The sequence below is a fragment of the Polymorphobacter sp. PAMC 29334 genome, assembly GCF_019431245.1.
Taxonomy (GTDB): domain Bacteria; phylum Pseudomonadota; class Alphaproteobacteria; order Sphingomonadales; family Sphingomonadaceae; genus Polymorphobacter_B; species Polymorphobacter_B megasporae.
This window is the reverse complement of the sequence record NZ_CP080242.1, coordinates 544911-564239: the sequence shown is the minus strand read 5'-3', so window position 1 is coordinate 564239 and position 19329 is coordinate 544911. Positions and strand designations below refer to the sequence as shown.

19 protein-coding genes and 1 pseudogene are annotated in these 19329 nt (G+C 60.2%); 5 read left to right on the top strand and 15 right to left on the bottom strand.

Annotated elements, in window-relative coordinates; all coding sequences use genetic code 11:
• Positions 1-30 precede the first annotated feature (30 nt).
• Positions 31-1152 (top strand): glycosyltransferase, encoded by a 1122-nt coding sequence (locus KZX46_RS02625; protein ID WP_219773784.1) that lies wholly within the window; start codon positions 31-33, stop codon positions 1150-1152.
• A gap of 224 nt (positions 1153-1376) precedes the next feature.
• Entirely contained in the window at positions 1377-2090 is a 714-nt protein-coding gene (locus KZX46_RS02620; protein WP_219773783.1) for a Crp/Fnr family transcriptional regulator, read from the top strand.
• On the opposite strand, the gene KZX46_RS02615 is transcribed toward KZX46_RS02620, so the two are convergent.
• From KZX46_RS02615 to KZX46_RS02605, 3 genes are all read right to left on the bottom strand, one after another.
• On the bottom strand, positions 2078-2230 hold the full coding sequence (locus KZX46_RS02615; protein ID WP_219773782.1) for a hypothetical protein: 153 nt from the start codon (positions 2228-2230) through the stop codon (positions 2078-2080). The genes KZX46_RS02620 and KZX46_RS02615 overlap by 13 nt on opposite strands.
• A gap of 177 nt (positions 2231-2407) precedes the next feature.
• Positions 2408-2719 carry an SWIB/MDM2 domain-containing protein gene (locus KZX46_RS02610; protein ID WP_226895826.1) on the bottom strand — a complete coding sequence of 104 codons (312 nt, stop codon included), beginning with the start codon at positions 2717-2719 and terminating at the stop codon, positions 2408-2410.
• A gap of 568 nt (positions 2720-3287) precedes the next feature.
• A complete protein-coding gene (locus tag KZX46_RS02605) occupies positions 3288-3491 on the bottom strand; it encodes a hypothetical protein (protein ID WP_216711663.1) in 204 nt (67 codons plus the stop codon).
• Between the two features lie 335 nt (positions 3492-3826).
• Here KZX46_RS02605 and KZX46_RS02600 point away from each other — a divergent pair, with 335 nt between their 5' ends.
• Positions 3827-4039 (top strand): hypothetical protein, encoded by a 213-nt coding sequence (locus KZX46_RS02600; protein WP_219773781.1) that lies wholly within the window; start codon positions 3827-3829, stop codon positions 4037-4039.
• A 2287-nt stretch (positions 4040-6326) separates the two neighbouring features.
• On the opposite strand, the gene KZX46_RS02595 is transcribed toward KZX46_RS02600, so the two are convergent.
• The 7 genes from KZX46_RS02595 to KZX46_RS02565 all read right to left on the bottom strand — a co-directional run bounded on the left by KZX46_RS02595 (position 6327) and on the right by KZX46_RS02565 (position 12072).
• The gene (locus tag KZX46_RS02595; RefSeq protein WP_219773780.1) at positions 6327-6479 is read right to left on the bottom strand and encodes a hypothetical protein; all 153 of its coding nucleotides are present in this window, start codon (positions 6477-6479) and stop codon (positions 6327-6329) included.
• 202 nt (positions 6480-6681) lie between these two features.
• On the bottom strand, positions 6682-7596 hold the full coding sequence (locus KZX46_RS02590; RefSeq protein WP_219773779.1) for a YihY/virulence factor BrkB family protein: 915 nt from the start codon (positions 7594-7596) through the stop codon (positions 6682-6684).
• Positions 7597-7598: 2 nt separating this feature from the next.
• Positions 7599-9530: an AI-2E family transporter gene (locus tag KZX46_RS02585; protein ID WP_219773778.1), complete on the bottom strand. Its 1932-nt coding sequence runs from the start codon at positions 9528-9530 to the stop codon at positions 7599-7601.
• A gap of 39 nt (positions 9531-9569) precedes the next feature.
• Entirely contained in the window at positions 9570-9845 is a 276-nt protein-coding gene (locus tag KZX46_RS02580) for a hypothetical protein (protein ID WP_219773777.1), read from the bottom strand.
• Positions 9846-9959: 114 nt separating this feature from the next.
• Positions 9960-10904, bottom strand: a complete 945-nt coding sequence (locus tag KZX46_RS02575) for a DUF2382 domain-containing protein (RefSeq protein ID WP_219773776.1) — start codon at positions 10902-10904, stop codon at positions 9960-9962.
• Positions 10905-10939: 35 nt separating this feature from the next.
• Positions 10940-11584, bottom strand: coding sequence for an OmpA family protein (locus tag KZX46_RS02570; protein WP_226895825.1), 645 nt, complete (start codon positions 11582-11584; stop codon positions 10940-10942).
• Positions 11584-12072, bottom strand: a complete 489-nt coding sequence (locus tag KZX46_RS02565) for a YsnF/AvaK domain-containing protein (protein WP_219773775.1) — start codon at positions 12070-12072, stop codon at positions 11584-11586. The genes KZX46_RS02570 and KZX46_RS02565 overlap by 1 nt, the downstream gene beginning before the upstream one ends.
• Positions 12073-12306: 234 nt before the next feature.
• On the opposite strand from KZX46_RS02565, the gene KZX46_RS02560 reads away from it, so the two are divergent.
• Positions 12307-13053 carry a Crp/Fnr family transcriptional regulator gene (locus KZX46_RS02560; RefSeq protein ID WP_226895824.1) on the top strand — a complete coding sequence of 249 codons (747 nt, stop codon included), beginning with the start codon at positions 12307-12309 and terminating at the stop codon, positions 13051-13053.
• A 141-nt stretch (positions 13054-13194) separates the two neighbouring features.
• Positions 13195-13290, top strand: a complete 96-nt coding sequence (locus tag KZX46_RS23405; RefSeq protein ID WP_226895911.1) for a PEP-CTERM sorting domain-containing protein — start codon at positions 13195-13197, stop codon at positions 13288-13290.
• Positions 13291-13446: 156 nt separating this feature from the next.
• Here KZX46_RS23405 and KZX46_RS02550 read toward each other — a convergent pair whose 3' ends face one another.
• The 5 genes and pseudogenes from KZX46_RS02550 to KZX46_RS02535 all read right to left on the bottom strand — a co-directional run.
• Positions 13447-13800, bottom strand: a complete 354-nt coding sequence (locus KZX46_RS02550; RefSeq protein WP_216711586.1) for a MarR family transcriptional regulator — start codon at positions 13798-13800, stop codon at positions 13447-13449.
• Between the two features lie 466 nt (positions 13801-14266).
• Positions 14267-15298 carry a right-handed parallel beta-helix repeat-containing protein gene (locus KZX46_RS22665; RefSeq protein WP_226895823.1) on the bottom strand — a complete coding sequence of 344 codons (1032 nt, stop codon included), beginning with the start codon at positions 15296-15298 and terminating at the stop codon, positions 14267-14269.
• A gap of 424 nt (positions 15299-15722) precedes the next feature.
• Complete coding sequence (locus KZX46_RS23400; RefSeq protein WP_370647423.1) at positions 15723-15905, bottom strand: hypothetical protein; 183 nt, start codon at positions 15903-15905, stop codon at positions 15723-15725.
• Positions 15906-16417: 512 nt separating this feature from the next.
• The gene (locus tag KZX46_RS02540) at positions 16418-18289 is read right to left on the bottom strand and encodes a hypothetical protein (RefSeq protein ID WP_219773774.1); all 1872 of its coding nucleotides are present in this window, start codon (positions 18287-18289) and stop codon (positions 16418-16420) included.
• A 679-nt stretch (positions 18290-18968) separates the two neighbouring features.
• A pseudogene (locus tag KZX46_RS02535) lies at positions 18969-19217 on the bottom strand (tyrosine-type recombinase/integrase); the annotation flags it as partial.
• Positions 19218-19329: the final 112 nt, after the last annotated feature.

The following is a 19329-nucleotide window of genomic DNA, read 5'->3' as shown; positions in this document are numbered from 1 at the left end:
AGAGTTGGTTTGAATTTACGTGATCTTAGCATGATCAAGCCCCAGCAGCGCGAGGAAACCCCGTATATCCGAGTGTTCGTTCATCTTGCCCGGGACAAGGATGCCCTACAGTGGGTCGCTGCGCGCGCCGCAGGGACATTGGTTGGGATCAACGATTTTACCCCTTACGGTTATGGCCGCGCTATAGCTATGGGATGCACCGTCACATTCTCCCAATCACATCGTGAAAACTATCTGAGCCGATTCATTCGGCTCGGATTACGTGTCATTACAGGTTTCGATCTAGTTCATGCGTGGCGGCAACGACACGCGATGCGACAGGCGGACATCATTTGGACGCACACCGAGTCGCAGTTTCTTGGCGTCGCCGCTGTAGTCGGCGATGGACCGCTCATCCTCGGGCAAGCGATTTGGTTGTTCGATCGCTGGGCCGGCTTGAGCTCAATCCGACGGGCATTATTTCGACGGCTCATTCAGCGGTTAACTGTGCTGACAGTTCATTCGGAAGATAATCTCGCAATTGCACGGGCTCTATTCCCCAAGAAACGGGTGGAGCGCATTCCGTTCGGTATTGCTTCGGAGGTCGCGCTCGCCACCAAGGTACGCTCGAACACTCCCATCCGCGTGCTCGCAATCGGCAATGATCGACATCGCGATTGGGCAACTTTGATCGCTGCGGCAAAGACTTGCACCGAAATCGAGATTGCCATTTTTTCGGGCTCGATCAATCGTCGCCTTGCGAACGCGATGCCAAACGTCAAAATCGCCGTTCTGCGAACCAATACGAGCCTACACCAGGAGATGGCGCGAGCTACGCTCGTGTGCGTCCCCTTGAAGGCGAACTACCATGCGAGCGGAATAACGGTCATCGAAGAAGCGGTATTGATGGGTGTGCCGGTCGTCGCGACCGACACTGGCGGTCTTCGCGACTATTTCGGCGACGCGGAAATTCGATACGTGCCAGTCGGCGATGCCGCTGCGCTTTGCTCCGCCGTACGGGCGGTGGCAAGCGACCCTGTCGCAGCAGCCGCGATGGCCGACCGCGCTCAAGCGCACCTCATTTCAAGCGGATTAAATGCGGATAGATACATCCGCCGCCACGTGGAATTGAGCCGCGAGCTTCTCGACGCAGATCAAACCCATAAGGCTTAGCGCGCCACTGCTCGCAATCGTGCAGGAGGCGATGTCGTAAAGTGGTGGCTGAGCCTCATGACGACAGCGGTCTGGGCGCCGCAGTCCTTCTGAGCGCAGTGTCAGTTTCCTTGCGGAAGCGTACGCTTACCAACAATTTGTGATATAAGCCTCGGGGTGGGGATGTGCCGGCTGCCGTAGCCGCCGAGTCGACGATCGAGCTTCCCGCTCCATGGGAACGAATAATGATCGCGCAGTCCTCTGTCGCCAATGATCTTCTCACGCGCCTCGACGTGGTGGCGTACCGCGAAATCATGGTCCGCGCCGTCGAACAACCGCTGGCGCTCGGCGTCAATCTCGCGACTGCGGGGGAGAAGATCGAGTTCTGCTGGTTTCCAACGAGCGGCCTTGTATCGATTATTGCGCTCGATGCCGAGGGCGGCGAAGCCGAGGTTGGGATGATCGGGCGCGAGGGAATCGTGAACCTGCCGGTCGTCCTTGGTGACGATTGCAGCGCGCTCCGCGTCATGGTGCAGGTTGTTGGATCAGCAATCCGCGTCGAGGCCAGCGCTGTTCGCGCGGTGATGGCGCACCACCCTGCAGCGAGGGCGCTATTCCTCGCCTACGTCCAGGTCTTTACCATTCAGGTGGCGACGTCGGCGATCGCGTATGCGCGCTACGCGATCGACAAACGCCTTGCACGCTGGATCCTGATGTGTGGCGACCGTGTCGGCGACAGCAACATCGGTTTGACCCATGAGGCGCTCTCGATCATGCTCGGCGTCCGCCGCGCAAGCGTCACAGTCGCGGTTAGCAACCTCGCAAAGACCGGCGCGATTATTGCTCGGCGATCGCACATCGCGATCGCCAACCGCCCCCGCCTCCTCCGTCTGTGCGCGAGCGGCTACGGCCTGCCCGAACGTGAATACGTCCGGCTGATCGGCGTTCAAGCCGCCTGATAAGAGCGCGTTGCACCACCCATGCCCGCAGCAAGGCGCGCGCGATCGCCGGAGCGGCGGGGCGAGCCGCCAGCTTTATCTCGCCGGTCGCTCATCGTGGCATTCCGATTATGGGCATCCCGCTGATCGTTGATGGTCATGTCCGACGCCATCCCAAAGCCAACTTTTCACTACCCCGACCGCTTACAGAAAATGGGGCCAATCTTTGTTTGGCAGCTCTCAGACGTTTATTGCGAAATAGCTGCCAGATGCCAGACTGCAAAGCTGTTCGAGGCAATCGTCAAAAAGCAGCAGGTTCGATCAATGCCACCGTGCGGCTATTTCACATGGTCGGAAATCAGCTTGCTCAGTTCGAACATGCCGACGCGCGCTTTGCCAAAGATTGGCTCGAGCTTGGCATCGGCGTTAATCTGGCGGCGATCAGCGGCATCCTGCAGCTTATGTTCCTTGATATAGACCCACATCAGGCTGACGATTTCGCTGCGCGTAAGCGGATTGTCGCCGACGATAGCAGCCAGCTGTGGCGACGGCATCACCGGCGTGCTCAGTCCCCCACCCTTCGGCAATGCCGCGCCCGTAGTCGCCGCCTTAACCTTCTTGACCATATTCTTTGCAGTTCCGTCTGCCATACTGGTCTTTCCTCGCTGCTGGGCTTATACAATCTTCGGTCAACGGCGATACTGGTCAAGCTCCGCCCACCTGTCGGTAAGCATGATTCTAGCTTGGAGCCGTCGAGGCGAACGATAACCGTCAGGCAGCAGAGCTGACGGCTGTCTCGGCAGCTCATCACAGCACCGTTAGTCGCCTTCCGGCTCATCAAACATCGCATGATGAGAGCGGGCATCTATTCAATCAGCGATATAGCCGGGAAAGATTGGATCTCGGCCGTACGCACCAGGCTTCTGCATTTTGTTGGTACTCAGGTAGGCAAGCACCCCCTCCCCCTCTGCGGTCGGTTTTGCTCCGTTGAAGGAGCAATATCTCCGTTCTTGCGATGTTGGCTCAGTCCACTATTTCGCATTGGCGTCTTACCGCACCGCAATAACCGACGTCGAGATCGTGGAGCGGTCTGGCCAGCCGCCAGAACATATGCGTAGTACGCGGTGGGTTTTTGACGCGCTTCTCGACATCGAACTATCGCAGATTGCCGAACCAAGCACGCGGTTGAATCTCGTCTGGTAGGAGGTCAAGCAGCTTTCACTGAAGAATCAGCTTGTCTCTCAGCAATCTTGAATGGGCGAGCACGAGGTGGAAGTGCCGATCGCGCGCTCGACGCTCAGCAGCTCTGTCGCCGCATTCGCATGCGGTAGCAGCGTCGTCGAACATCGAGATCGCTTCATTCGCAATCAGGTATGATGCCGCACCAACAGCCTCGTCCGCATCAAAGTCCAGGATATCCATGCCCCTCCCCGCAACCCAGATCAAGGCTCTTCTCGGCGAGCAAAAGCAACAGTGTATGATCGATCTGCAGATCGCCTGACATGCCATCAAGTCGCGCTGGCGATCGAATCGATGATCTCCAAAACGATAGATGTACGAAGCCACGACGGATTTCTAACGCAGCAGTGCTAGCGCTATCGATCGATATTCAGCCGTGCGCTCGTCAGCGACCGCCGATCAACGCGGGTACATCAAGCAAGCAAACACGCCCGCCGGACAGTCCCATTAACCTCTAAATAACCTTGTCTGCGATTGGGTCATATCCTCAGCAGCCGTTAATATTGCGGGGGGACAACATGATGCTTCAGAATCGTTTCGACTATCATGTTCAGCACGCCTCGATGCATCTAGGACACATCGACACCACGATGACGTTGGAGGCGCGAAATACGCACCGGGCGCTTTCAAAGTGGCACATGACCACTGCGCTTACTGAAGGCGTCGGTTTCGTTTCAACTTGCGTGCTGAGCGACGGAAGCATTTTCATGCCACGGATCATGTCGGGCTGAATGAATCGGGCATCGTGGACGCCATATCTAACGCGCCAATATAATCTTTCGCAGCTGTCGGGACAGCGAACCGCCCGTGAAGTTCATGACTACACCGTCGTAGCCTTCTTTCCTCAGTTGTCGCTTGATCTCTTCTACGGTTACGCATTTAGAATTGGCCGCTAAGTCGAAAGCCCGTGGTAGCAAAGCCGGCTTGAGGTCAGCCAAGATTATTCTCGCTTGCCGACGCACGCTTCATGAGCCGTCTTACCGCCTCAGGCCGCGTCGGGGTATCCGGGTGTGAAGCGATCCACTTGTCGAGCGCTGCAAGTTGATCAGCGCCTATCCTGACCATCACGGGTGTCCCCTTCCCTGTCGGAACCGGGCCACGTGTCCATGAGACCAGACTTTCTTGCGACGCCATCAGAATTGTGATAGCACAATTGCGGATCGGAAGGAAGTTCGCACCTTTTCGCCAGCCCTGACCGCAACCGTTCAAAAAAAACGATCATGGCTGACGTGACACTAAGCTGGCGCTTGCCGCTAACCAAGTGCGATGCCGAGACCTTGCAGCAATGGGCCGACCGGCTGCTGCAGCTCCGAGGTGCCAACCCTGCCGCTTTTTGACTGTCTCGATGGCACCGGCACTGCATTGGGCTACCTGCACGCGCTTTCCCATGCGACCATCGATACCGTCGAGAGCGTGCGCGAGTTCGTCAAAGACGGTGACGGGGGTGAAAAGAGCAACCTCGCGCTTTTTACGGCAGGCAATCAACTTGCTGTGCCTGCAGCTGTCGCGGTGCGGCCTCGCCACGGAAGGCGTTGCCGCTGCCCTTAGCGGGTGGCCTTTTCGAGCCCGTCATCATCTGCCGCGCGGTGCACGGCTACTCCGCGGCACGGCCCGCCCGCCATCACTGCGCTTCCGGCGTCGCCACGGGCATGCGGGACCGCGCGGCCTGGGATCGTGCCATGCTGCCGTTCGCGACTGCCGAGGCGCTGTCGACCGCATACGATCGAGTAAACCTAACCCCGCGTACGATGCGTATCAGGTTGGGGAGGCAAGCTACCCACCACTCACGCTGACGCTCGCTGACTATGAGATCGGTGGCTTATTGAATGCATCGGATATCAAACACTATGCGGCATCGCTGCCAAGCGGCGTGCTCGGCATTCCAGAAGGCTTCGTCCCGAGCTTCAGGCAATCCACGCGGTCAGTGGTGCGCTGAAAGCCCGGCTCACCTCCGATGGAACTTGTGACGAGAGCGAGAGGCATGGCGAAGTCGAGGGGCAGCGCGATACCAGCTGGCTCTGGTCTCTGTGCCGGACTGCGCGGCGCCGGCGTGCAAGTTCCGGCTGCTGGGGCGGTTCGATCTGCTCGGCGGCGGTTTCGATAAGGCCGGGCCATAACCCCACTACCATCCGACTTTGCACGGTCCACTGGTCATTGAAACGAGGCCGCCGGTGGTCAGCTAGTCCGCTGGCTCTGATGGGTGTGGGATCAGGGCCAGCGGACGTCGCAGCGTCCACCACTCTCGAAGGCAGTGACGAAGCGCCTTAAGCAAGCTGTGCCATTGTTAACTTGTTGTCAACTTAGGTTACTGGCGTTCCTCTTGAGAAATACGCGTCGCCGATCGCGACTTCTCTGTCGGCAAGGCAGGGTAGGTGGTGATGCCACGGTGTTCGAGGCTACGGCGATCATCGAGTATTTCGAGAGTTTCATCTTGGACCGATGAAATTGATACCCACCGATCCCGCTGCGGCGGTCAAGACGCCAATGCTGGTCCGAGCGCCCGAAACATCATCAACGTGATTATGGTGAGTGATGGTGACTCGCTACACCCGGAGAAATACCGCGACGCCTACTGTGTCGAGCGTGCCCGCGCCGATCTCGACAGACTCTATGTCCGGCTCGACGGCGAGCTGGCTGGCAACGACTGGGCTGGCAGGTCCGACTTCAGACTTGCCAATTGCGCCGCCGCTCCTTCACTCGTCTCCGCCGATTGGGCGTATCCGATCGCCGACGAGCATGCCACGCTCAAAGTCTATCGCGCACGTCGATTTCCCGCTCGTCGCTTGCTCGCTGCATCGAAAAGACGACTGTATAGAGCGGATTTACCGCGCGGCCGGCCCGACCGGGATTAGTAAACTAACGGTGCCGAAGCGCTGATACGGGGCCGAAAACTGCCTGTCGGCTGTTCGACATGGAACTCGGGATAGCTGCCGTTTCGCGATCGCTGAGTTGTCGAGGCGATCGAATAAACGTGGCAGCATGCCGATCCAACGTAAAGCTACGGCCCAAGACGACCGTTCAGGCTTTCCAACATGCCCAGAAGGCCGCCACCCGTTGCTCAAGCGCCGCCCTTTCGCTCACTTGGCTTTCGATAAACGGCAGTATATGCGGCAGCATCTGGTTAACCAGAGACGGATCTACGTCGACTTTTTGGGCAACGGCCTCAACCATCGTCTCGATGTTCCCGCCCTGAGCAATATGCTCCAGCGCGCCGCGCGTGATGTTCTGCGTATCTGCCCGACTTGCATCAGCATTGCGTGCCGCAGGGCCGATGCCGCCTGATTGAGAAAATGCCGGAACGATGCTTCCAATATCCAGATCAATGAATCCAATTCACGATTCGGTTTTCTGCGATGCTTGCTTGATAGTCGTCTCAAGAGACCTTATCGCTGATCTCCGATTGCTCCGCTGCGCTTTGACCTTCGAGCTCAGCGTTCAGTTCCGCACCGAGTAGCAGGACGTAGGCGGACAGGTAGAGCCAGAGCAGAAGAATAACAACTGCGCTCAGCGAACCATAAGTCGCTCCGTAGTGACCGAAATGCTTCGCATAGAGACCGAAGCCGAAGGTAACGACGAGAAACCCGAACATAGCTAAAAGCGATCCCGGCGTGACCCACTGCCACCGCGGTTCCCGACGGGCCGGCGCAAACCGATATAACAAAGCGATTGCCGTCACGGCGATAGCGGCGGTAACGGCCCACGAGACGAGCTTGATGAGCATTACCGCCACAGGCGAAAGACCTGCTGCCGAATGACCAAGCGCGGCGAACACCGAACCCGACGCCAGGCCCACCACCGCGACCAGGATTGCTCCAACGGTTACGGCTACGTTGACGAGCGTCGTCCGCACGAAGCTGCGTTCTTCCGGCACTTCGTAGGCGACGTTCAAGGCGGTGACGACAGCGCCGGCACCCTTCATTGCGCCATAGATTGCGAGCAGCAGTGCGATCGCTAGTCCCAGCCCCTTCTTGCCAGTTGCGGTTGTGACGATACCGGTCAGTTGCGCGTCGATCAGCTTGGCGGCGTCCGCCGGCACGTGTTGTACGATCGCCCGCATTTGTGTGGCGACCTCGCCCGGATCGGTGATCAGGCCGTACGTCAGCACTAAGGCACCGAGCGCCGGGATCAGGGTCAGGAAGCCATAGTAGGCAACGCCGGCCGAGATCAGTCCGAGGTTGTCCTTCGCCGACCCCTTGTAGACTTGGATAAGGGTGCGGCCCCAGCCAGTGAGGCGAAGCGCGACTGTCTGATCGGCATTTACCGGCGTCGCAGCAGTGGGCTTGACCATGCTCAAACACCGCCGCTGAGCGATGGCACCGCAGTTGCGCGCGCGGCCGCAAAGCACGCCGCCACCGCAGCACCGAGCGTAGAGGTATAATCGTTAGCCCCTATACTGCGGCGCATTACCGTGTCCTTGAGTATGGTCTCCCCCTCCGGCCACATGCCAACGACGACTTGAAGGCCGGGCATCCGCTGGTGCAGTCGCTCGATGAGATAGCGCAGGTGGGACGGCTCGCCACTAAGCTCGAGATACGAGATGCAGATCATTCTCGCATCGCCGGCGGTGAAGCTGCGAATGGCTTCGCGGGCAACCGCCGCATACGGCACGACGCGGGCACCTATGCCATGCTTGTCGAGCAGCTGTTTCAACATCGCTGCGGCTGCTTCGTCGAGCGGCCCCCGCCCCGCGACGCACAACACTGCGCCTTCCTGGCGCCACGCCGACGGTAGCGTTTCCGCATGCAGGTCTTCGATCCGGAGTGTATCGGCCGCGACGCTGATTGAAGCTTCGGCGGGCGGCGACACGACGGATCGTTCGGGGACCGTGGCGGGGGGCTGACGGTCGGGAAAGCCTTCGAGATCGTCTACCACGGCAATGATCGTCGACTGGATATGAAAGAGCTGGTCGGGCCGAAGATTGCCGCGCTGCGCATCGATCGCCGCGAGCTGCAATCCCTTCAAGGCGACATCATCGTAATAGCTCGACAGCGAACGGTCCTTGAGGAGCCGTTCGGCCTGGTCGCGAACCTCGTCGGCGTCGCCGGCGAGTATCCTTTGGTAGAAGCTTTCAACCGGCGTCAGCGCAGGCTGATCGCCGAGAAGAACGTCAAGGAACTCGAGCCGCCGCACGTGGCGTCCCACGACGACGAGGCACAGCGTCAGCGGCGTCGACAGGATCAGGCCGATCGGCCCCCACAGCCACGACCAGAAGATAGCCGCGACGACAACGGAAAATGGCGACAGGCCGGTGCTCCGCCCATACACCATCGGCTCGATCGCCTGACCGGTCACGCCCTCGACGATAACGTAAAGCGCGAGTGTCCACAGGCTCATCGACCAGCCCGGTTCGACCGCTGCCGCCAACGTTACTGGCAGTACGGCCGCAATCAGCGATCCGACATACGGCACGAAGCGGAGCAGCGCCGAGAGGATGCCCCAGAGGACCGGGTTGGGGACACCGATCACGAGTAGGCCGATGCCGATCACCACACCGAACAGCGCATTGATCGACAACTGAGTCAGAAAATAACGGCGCAGGCGCTGGGCACCGTCGTCGATCGCGACGGTCGTCCCGTGAAGATCATTCGAGCCGGCGAGGCGGATCATTCGGTCGCGCAAATCCTCTCGCTGGAGCAACGCAAAAATTGCGACGATAAATACGACGCCGAACGTCGCCAACGGTGACAGAACCGGCGACAGGTACCGACGAACAAGATCGAGCGGCGTGTAGCCGGTCGTTTCCGTGGGCGCTGCTACGGGCGCCGTCGTGCTGGCTCCCGCCGATGTCGATGTGACTGTTGGCGCAGGTGCCTTGGTTTGCGATCCGATCTTGTCGGTGAGCTCGGACACTCGACCGAGCGTGTAGGCCTTGACGCGGTTGACCTTGGATTCGACCGTCGCTGCATAGCTCGGCAGGTCGGTGGTCAACTGCGCAATCTGCGTTCCGATCACCGTCCCGATCGCGAGAACCAGGCCGAGCGCCAGCGTTGCCGCGAGCAGAGCAGCCGGAACGCGCCCAAGGTGCAGGCGACGGAGCAGGTTTACAAGCGGCGCGAGAACGAACGCGAGCAAGAGCGCCAGCGTCACCGGCACCAGCACCTCTTTCCCAAAGTAGAGGATCGTGACAGACAGGACGAAGGTGGTCAGCGCCTTTGCAACATCGGGGGACGCAGGCGGCTCAACCGGTGGCAGTGCCGGGACAGGCGATGCAGGTGTTGGCAAGCTCGCCTCTCCACTTCGGTTACTAGAGTAATGCTAACACTATTGTCCGGCTGGTTGCCGCCGGTCGTAAGATCGATGGCCCCATACGACGCGTAAAATTGTGCTCGCGCACCCGCGACCGCTTGATTTGCGATCAAGATAACGATCGCGGCGATTACGGTGATGAAAAGCCAATAGAGGTCGAAGCCGCTGACCGGCGCGGCGCGCACCAGCAAAACAGGAAACCGTCAGGCCCGCGCCGACGATTTCGAAAACGATATCAAGCAGCAGCCCCTCCCCAGACCTGCTGACGATCTCGCTGTCGATCGAAGCCAAACACCACCCGAGCAGAAACCAGAATGAAATTGAAATGAGGCTGTCTGCCTGCGTCCTAAACGACATGAAAGGGGAGCACTTCATCGGTGAAGTGCTCCCCTTCGATGGTAAAAGCTAAATAGCGGTCTTGCCTTGCTGGACTTCGCCGCGTCGCTCGAGCTCGTCGTTGCCGGTCATCTTGCCGGCCCCCTCCTTGGCCAGGCCGGCGATCTTGTCGCCAAGGCCGACACCGGCCGTCGTTGACCCGGTCATCGCGCCACGCGTCGTGTCGGTGCCGGCGACGTTGTCGACCTCGACCTCGGTCCGACGCACGGTGTCGCTGATCGTCTCGGTCCGGTCTTCGGCCGTCTTGCGAACGACGACTTCCTCGACCACCCGCGCGTCCTTGGCAACGACCGCCTCCTCGTCGGTCTCGGTCATTTCGATGGTCCGCTCACGAAAGGCATCGGCCGGGACCGCGCCGCCGCTGACCGGACGACGCTCGACTGACACATGCTCGTCGCGGAGCGTGACCTGCTCGCTGACCGGCGTTTCGACGATGTACGAGCGGACTCGGACACCACCGCGCTCGACTTCCCGCTTGCCGACCCGCAGCGTTTCTTCGACGACCGGAATCATTTCTTCGTTCGCGCCTGTGGTCCGATTGCCTGCAATCGGCGCGGCGGCCATGCCGGAAGCCGCAACCGGGGCGACCCAGCCCGACTGCTTCCAGTCATTGGCGCGGCCGTCGATATCGACCGAGTTGGCGTTGTCGAGAATGTCGACGGCCTTGTCGGTGTCGTTGTCGTGGACGGTCGCGGTCAGCAACGCGCCACCGCGGCGGACGCCTTCCTCATAGACATGGCGGTCCTCGCCTGGGCTGAACGCGCCCTTGAGCGATGCCCAGAACCCCTGCGATTCGGGCGACGTCGTGCCGGTGCCAAGGTTATCGGTGTAGCCAGTGCTCGTCTTGTCGGTAATATCGACATGGCTCACCTCGAGCGAGGCAGCTTCAAGCCGGTTCTTTGCGGCTTCGGCATCGGCACGGGTGTCGAACAGTGCGGTAATTGTACGTGACATGATATGTCCTTCTACTGGGCTGGGGTGGAACGAAGTTAGCGGTTGACGACGACGAGCTCGGTGCGGCGGTTCTCCGCCTGGCCGGACGACGTCGCATTGGTGTTCACCGGGTCGGCGGCTCCGCCGCTGCCGGTACCGATACGACCGGCGGCTATGCCCTTGCCGACCAAGGCAGCCTTGACCGCGTTCGCACGGTCGAGACCAAGCTTCTGGTTGGCATCAGCGGCGCCACGGGCATCTGCGTACCCGACGATCTTGATGTTCGTCTGTTGGTACTTGCCGAGCACGCCAGCGACATCATCGACCGTCGACCTGTCCGGTGCGGTCAGCTCGCTCGACGACGTCGCGAAGTGGATCGTATCGAAGGCGAAGGTGCGCGGTGCCGCTTCGTTACCGGCAAGATAGGCACCAAGGGTACTAACAGACGCGGTCGTAGTCGCCCCAACAGTTGAGCTAGGGGTCGGATCAACAGTTGAACCGACTGCCGCGACGGGCGATGTGGTGGTCGTCGAAACGGTCTCGGTCGAGATCGGGGTGTCCCGGTGGCGTGTCAGCGCCCACAACAGCGCCAGCAAGCCAAGGCCGAGCGCCATCCATGCCAGCCAGTTGACCGGCTTGCCCTTTTCGATATGGACGTGGCTCGGCGGGGCGCCGTCGGTATTGTTGCGGTCGTTGGCCATTAATTTATCTCCCGAGCGATGTGTTCACGTTCAATCTCGGCACGCATGACGCGGCGCATTACGGTTTGCTCGAACGGCTCGGAGGTCTGCACATCGCGCATATGGACCTCCTCGATGAGAACAAGCTCGCGGACAACGCGAATGCGCTCTTCGACGACCGAGATAATCATGACGCCATCGACTTCACGCGGCGGCGGTGCAGCATCGACGACGCGGTTGACCGGGATGCGGTCGACGGTGACGTAATTGCCCGACAGGGTGGCGCGGACGACGACCGGCTCCTCGTCGACGACGGTGCGCACCCGAACCTTGCCGGTTTCGACCTTGCGCTTGTCGATGCGCACTGTCTCTTCGACAAGCTGGATAATTCCGTCCTGCGGCTGCGGCGTGCAATCGACACTTGTCGTAACCGCAAGACCATCACAGGCGGGATCGGCGCTCGGTAACTCGCCGCCATCCCCAAACTGGGTACTTGCCGATACGACCATTGCTGGCTCCAGAGTGATCTGAAAACGAGCGCCTCTCCTCGAGGCCAACGCCGAAAGCAGCGTCGCCAGAGCTCGTTATGTATCTGACAGTGCGCTTAACGATGCGATCGTGACGTGGTTCCCGCGGCAATTCGTATTTTCGCCACGATTTTCCCGGAAGTCGTATGGTCTCTCAGAGTCTGCGTCCGGTACCGAACAGGGTTGGTTCTGCGGCGCGAGCGAAAGAGCTTTCTCATGGCCATGCAACTGCCAGCCCACGACGCCTGGCCCGACACCAACTACCTTCTGTCCCGCGTGCTTGCCGAGGATCAACCCGCATTAGCACAGTGGATGACCACTGTTCCTCTCGAGCTCGGGCAGGTGCTGTATGAGCCCGGCCAACGCCTCGAGCATGTCTATCTCCCGACCGCCGGCATCATCTCCCTGATTGTCGTCATGCCTGATGGACGCTGCGCTGAAACCGCCGCAATCGGCTGCGAGGGCGCTGCGGGCATGAGTGCCAGCGGGTTCGTCGATACCGCATTCACCCGTTTTCAGGTGCAACTGCCGGGTTCGGCGCAGAGGGTCACCGCGGCGGCGTTCGAGGACATGGTCGACGATAGCGTTCGGTTCTGCTCGGCAGTATCACGGTACCGAGACGTTCTCACCCGGACGACATTGCAGTCTGTCGCGTGCAACGCTCTTCACGATGTGCGGCGACGGTGTGCGCGCTGGATCCTCCTTACGCACGATCGCACCGACGGCGATCGCCTGCCGATGACACAGGAATTCCTGGCCGCCATGCTCGGGGTCAAGCGAAACGCGATTTCAAAAGTTGCGCGTGATCTTCAGGCTGAAGGCATTGTCGAACATCGTCGAGGCAAGATTACCGTCGTCGATCGCGATCGGCTGCTGAGCATCGCTTGCGACTGTTACGAGATCATCCATGCCGAGGTCGAAAAGCTGTTAAGCAATGTTTTGAGTTCAGAGTGCGACGATTAGCGGTGGCAAAGGTGCTAGAACAATACACAGCGGGTTGTGGTCGAACCGAACACCCACTCTGTAATAGGACCTGTAGACATTAACGCATATCGGTTACTCGCTTCGCGGAGCCGACATTGACCGGCAGGTGTCGGCAGCAGCATAACCTTTGCACTCGCGACCGTTTCCGAGCCAGCTTTGATGTTCCTGATGGTCGCGGGCTTCGGCCTGGTCGGTTATTGCGCGCGCCGCCGCTGAAGCGTGGTCGCCAGTTAAGCATCATCGCTGGGCAGACAACAGGGGCGCACCGCAGGGTGCTCCCCTATTTTGGAAACGATCCGGGGTAATATGGATGCGTCAGGGGCCGTGGGATGCCCCAACTGCTTCCTCCGGTCAATTCGCGGCGGGGTTGAGTCAACGTCCCGTATCGCGCCGTTCTGACACGACTCTCAAGCTTTCGGCTCTGACCTCCAGATTGTAACCAGGATCCCACAATTTAATGAGGTCCTCAATAAACGCGCGTCCCTGCGGCGTTCGCTCAACAAATATGCTTCTAAGATCGGAGAGGTCTTTCTGCCGTCGTAAGAAACCCAGTGCTCCAAGTTTATTGAGTACCCGGGTTACGACCGGCTTACAAACCCGCAACTGCGCCGCGAGACCGCGCACAGTGTGCGGTGCCGGGAGAAAATAAACTATCATCAGCACCGCCATCTGGCGATTGGTTAGATCGGGCTGACCTGAATGCACATAGTTGATCAGCGTTCCCATCCACGCCGACATCGTTTCGCCGACAGCAATTTCGGACGCGCAGGTAATGCGGGCTGGGTCAATCATAGCACACCTCTCTAGACCAAATAGGGCGGCGGCGTAACGATTTCTTTCGGTCTAGGGCACCCTTAACGTCTGGTTACGGCTCGAAGCCTCCGGGTCGTGGCGCCGCCTCGACGCGGCCAACAGAGGCCGCTGACGCCAAGCGCTTCTGCCACTTGCCGGTAACGCCGTTCGTGGACGTCATGCGTTCGGTCAGCGAGACGATGTGCACCGCCCAGCCATATTCCGTCATGCGAATAAAGATGTCTGCTGCAACTGATCGATCGAATTCGTTGACCCTTCGAACGACAAGACCAGTTCGAAGATTAAGTCGGGCTGGGTTTGTTTTCGATCGGTCGTTCCGCACTCGTCTCAAAGAACGTGAATAATTGCCGCCGACCACGAGGGGCAGCGGCAAAAGTACTCAAGCAACAGCGCGAGGCGATGCGCGCCTGGCGGCAAACCCGACAAGGCCGAAGCCGGCGATTAGCAGCGCCCATTCGGCGGGTTCGGGGATCGTCGCACCGATCCGCTCCATACTCGCCGTCGCGCCGATCGACGAAAAGTCGGCGAAGGTCGGCTTGTAGGTCGTGCCGGTGAGCCGGAAGTAAGCCGAAGCATAGTCGGTCGGCAGGACCGACGACGTGTTCAGCGAGCCAAAGGTATTGCCGGACACGACGTTGTTCGACCCGCCAATGACATTCAAGTTGACGAAGTGGGGGGCACCGGGCTGCGACGACAGGAAGTTGTTGGTGATGAAGCTATCGACGCAGCCATAGCAGGCGACGCCCTGCGACATCAGGCCGTTGATGATGTTTCCCGTCATGGTGATGCGCAGGCTACCCGTCGCGGACCCCAAGAATGAGGTGAATCCCTGGGTCATGCCGGTCGCGATATTATCGATGACCTTGATGTCCGACTGGACAGGCAGTCCGCCGGTGCTGGCAAGCTGGACGCAATCAGGGTGCGCGCCCGCCTGCGGCTTGCTGCCGCTGCAGCTATTGTTGGCGATGACCACATTATGGTCGTTGTACGCGTCGTAGCCGTCCTTCGTCGCGCCGACGACCTTGTTACCGGTCAGCGTGATGTAGCTCGATCCGGTGACGCCGACACCGACGCCGACGTTGGTGAAGGTCGAGTTCGTCACACTTGCATTGGTGACGCCCTCCAGCCCGACTCCGGTTTCGCCGTCGGTGCCGCTTGCCACCACGGTGAGCTTGTCAAAGGAAAGGTTGCTGCTTTTGTAGACGACGATCCCTCGACCGTACGCCGTCGGACCGCCCGTCGAGTCGTACCGTCCACCGACGACCTTGATATTATTGACCGACTGAAACTTGAGCGTCCCGATGAAGGTCGCTTTCGTTGCATCGATCGTGATCGCCTTCGTGGCGGTCTTGTTCTGGAGCGACGTGGTGCCGGCAAACGTCCCCGACAGCCGGATGGTGTCGCCGCTCACCGCCGTCTTCCAGATGCTCATTATGGTCGAAGATGTCGCATAAAGGATTTTTGCGTCTGCCGACGTCGTGACAGCCAGCGCACATAGTACCGCATGCTTAACAAGCTTAATCATAATACGCAACTCCACACTTACAAACTCAAGTAAGTCTTTAGGGACAACAGCTTAAATCTGTGTGAAGTGGCGCGGCATTGGGCTCGGTCCGATAATACCTCTGAGCGACGCGACAAGTTGTTGCGATATATGTGCTAATCCCGAATTCGCCCCTCTTAAAGTGCCTTACCGACCCTCACACTAATGATAGTGTGATGATTATGCCTGATATTATGCCCTGCACCTATGACGATAGCGGCAGGTCGCTGACTGATCTTTGCCTCGGCAGCATTAAATCACCCGCCGATTTGCAGTTCAAAAGCACTGTCGCTCACCAAACAGGTTCCCGTCCGCCAGAAATGAATTCCCCGAATTGAGCGTAACGCGCACGACCGTCCTCGCAAAATCGCCCTCCGCGTCGCGCAAGGCAGCGCGCGCCGACGGTGGTCGGGGAAACGCTGCGTGTTGTCCTGACGAGAAGACGCAGGCCAACGTGCTTTTCAGGCGCCCGCACTGTCTCACCGAGCGCCGACTTCGATACCCCAGCTTGGGGGCCGCGCGGGTGAAGCTGCCTTCGCGCGTTACGGTTAGCAGTACCTCGAGATCATCGATGCGTTCGCGAGCCATGAAGCACATCCAAGCGTTTTATTGCGGGGGGGGCTCGGCAAGCTGTCCGAGACGTCGGTTACACGGATGATCACTGACTTTTAGGTTAGCGACGCGGGAAACCAGCAGAAGCTTGGCCCCACAGATAAGGCCGCCGAACCCCGATGCAGTCATTCAAGGCAGCTTAGTGACCCCCAAAACCGGCAGTTGGTAGCGGCGCTGCGTCGGGGCCGGTCGCCGCCTGGCGGCATACGGGCGTTCGACGTGGCAAAGCGGGCTATTGTTCCATGGACCTCGGTATGTCCGGAAGCCCCAATTTTGGACGCTCAGCCCGACCTACGCAAAGACCCAAAGCGGTCCTTCATTCAGCAAATTTGAGCGCGCAGCGAGAGCTCGCCTGGGCCGTGGATTATATAATAGCTATATGTCCGCGTCTTCGCTGCGCAACGGCTCGAAGCTCTTGGCGTCCCGTGAGATGGCTTCAGATGCCCCGACCGAGGTGGTGACGATCGGTGCGGTCTCCAGCGCGTGACGAGGCTCGCGCCTGCCAAGCGTAAGGGCCGCCACGCCGATAATCGTTACGGTGATCCCGAACGGCACCCATGCTATGGCAGCACCGTGCGACAGGCTCAGCTGCACGATCACCGCACTTAGCGCCAACCACGGCAGCGCGATCGCCATGAGCGTCCATAGTCGCCGGGCGCCTGGTGCATCGATCGCGGGTCCGATGAACGCGCTCGACCAGTCGGGATCCTGGCGGGGTCGCGGTGGCAGCGCGCGGAAGCTCGCGGCGCGGTGGTAGATGACGTCGAACAGCGTCGCGATGACGTCGCGGTTGAAAAAGTATCCGGAATGCGAGGCGCCAGGGCTGGGAAATGGCCGGTTGGCGACATGGACATTGTCGACCCGCTGGACGAACCCCAGTTTGCCGGTCGGCGAATGCAGTGCGCCGCTGACCGGATCGCCGTCGTCCCAGAAGTTGATCCAGTGGAGGAACGGCTTGCGCATCCGGGTAAATGGCGCGGTGCTGATGTCGCCGCGCAATTCCTCGACGACCCGGCGATAGCGATGGAAGGGCGAACGGTAGCTCTCGAAGAAATACTCGATCTTGTCGATCGGGCTGCCGAGCGTGACGAGATGCTCGATCTTGGTTAGCGGCACCGGCCCCTTGATCGGGTCCTGGGGGTTGGAGACACGGTTGGTCCGAACGAGCGACAGCAGCGTGTCATGGGCGATCGTCGTGCCGAGGCTGTGGGCGACGACGACAACTCGGCGGCAATTTTCGTCGCCCAACACCTGGCCGAAGACCTTGGCGCCGAGCGCAATGACCTTCGCCCGCTTCTCGAACTTTTCGTCAGTTTCCTCATAGGTCGCCCAAGCCTCGATGTCGCCGACGTATCCGGTCAGGAAGCCGCCGATGCCGAACAGTCCCGCCAGCGTCAGCGCCAAGCTGGCTGCAGTCGTCAGCGTCGGTGGTGCGGCTGCAGCGAGCTGCGCCAGCGAGCTGCCCGCGGTCACCGCCGTGAAGCGCTGCAGGAGCACAAGGACAAGCGCGACCGCGCCGCCAGCGAGCAAAGCGAGAGCAAGAGCCAGCGACGCGAGCAGCGCTGCGTTGCGCGCCTCCGTTGCCAGATAGGCCCGGCGCCAAGCCCTTGCCAAAGCTAGATGACGGCCAATGGCCTCGATGTCGCCGGCGCATCGCTGTTCGAGATAGAAATTGAATTGCGCGAAGGTGCCCTCCGCGAAGGCGCGAAGTGCCTGAGGTGATTCGAAGTCGTCGTAGCGCTGCACCAAGGTCGTGAAATCCTGCTCAAGGATGCCTCGCGGCCAGTGCGCTTTGTCCTCGTAGAGTGCGGCCAACGCCGATCGGCGGAGGCGTTGCCGTTCGCGCCAAGGTGACCGCACCGTCCCGAGCGGACGCGTCAATTGGCGGCCGAGCCAGCGCACGACGCCCAGTGGCGAGCGCTCGCCCGCCATGATCGGGGCCCAATAGACCTCGTGGAAGCGGACGGAGGAAAGCTCGGTGCGGCCACTGCGGTCGGGCGAAAAGACGGTGACGATATGGGTGAAAACATCGCTCGGATCGGCGATTCCGGGTCGCAGCTGCGGCTTGATCCCCATCAACATACCGCGGGGCTGGCCGCGTGAGAAACAACCGGCGAGGTACCGGTCGAGGCTGTCGATCAGGCGGCTGGTTTCTTCAAAGCGTCGCTGCTGGCCGATGCCGTGGAAGTACACGACCGCGGTGTAACCACTGTCCGGTGCCGCGCTGCTCGCCGCCTCGCCCGCCATCGCCGTCCCTCCTCTGATTGCTATGGCATATGGAAAGGTGGGTGCCTTACAATCGTCGCGATGACGTTATCAAATTTGTAACTTGTCCGAAACGCCGTAGTCGGCAGAGGAGCAATCGGGCGGCGTTTATGCATGCCCCCCTCGTCGTGCAGGATTGCGACAACGCGCTGAGCATTGGGCTGCTCGATCGTGCCACTCGTAGAGCGCCCTTAGCTAGCTCGCGGACGATAGCCAAATTCGCGTATCACGATCCGGGGCGGGAGCGATTTCGTCCGGTGGGGCGTGTTCGAGTTCGAAGGAGGTTGCATGCCCCGCTTGCCTAAATGATGGTGATTGAAACAGGGCGTCGCGCGTCGGAGTGGTGGCCACAGGTGGGCGAGCGCGCGGCGCGCTGATTTGAAGACCCACAATTCGACATTCTAGGCTGCCAAGCGCCTCGCAAGACCGGACCTTCATTCAGGCGCTGCGGTTTGGCCAGAGCGCGAGGGATTTCTGCGTGTCCGCTCTTAGATGTTCAATGCAGGAAAGCGGCCGTTCGCCGCCGCTCCGCTAATCGAGGACGATTTAACTCACGGGAACCCTACTTGATCGGATGCTGAGAGCGTGGTCGCTACGGCCGCGGCGCGATGACCGAAGAGAGTGCGCGGCTCGCACGGCAGGCGCGCGCGATAAGGTCGCGATCGGTGGCCTCGGAGAGCGCGAGCGCATCCTCGAGGTCGACTCCAAGATAGCGAACGGTCGTCGCGATCTTGGTATGCCCGAGGAGCATCTGAACGGCGCGGAGATTGCCGGTACGCTTGTACACCAGCGCCGCCTTTGTCCGCCTGAGTGAGTGCATGCCGTAGTCCAGCCGGGGCAAGCCAACGGCCGCCACCCACTCGCTTGCCCTTTGCCGAGGCGTTCCGGCATATCCCGCAGTCCGGACATGCCTGGCGCGGCGTCGATGATCCAGCAGAAAAACTCAACTCAAAGACCCGCTGCCTTACCGCGTGACCCCTAATTTTTACCGCAAACCGCTATCGGGAAGACTGTTAATCGTC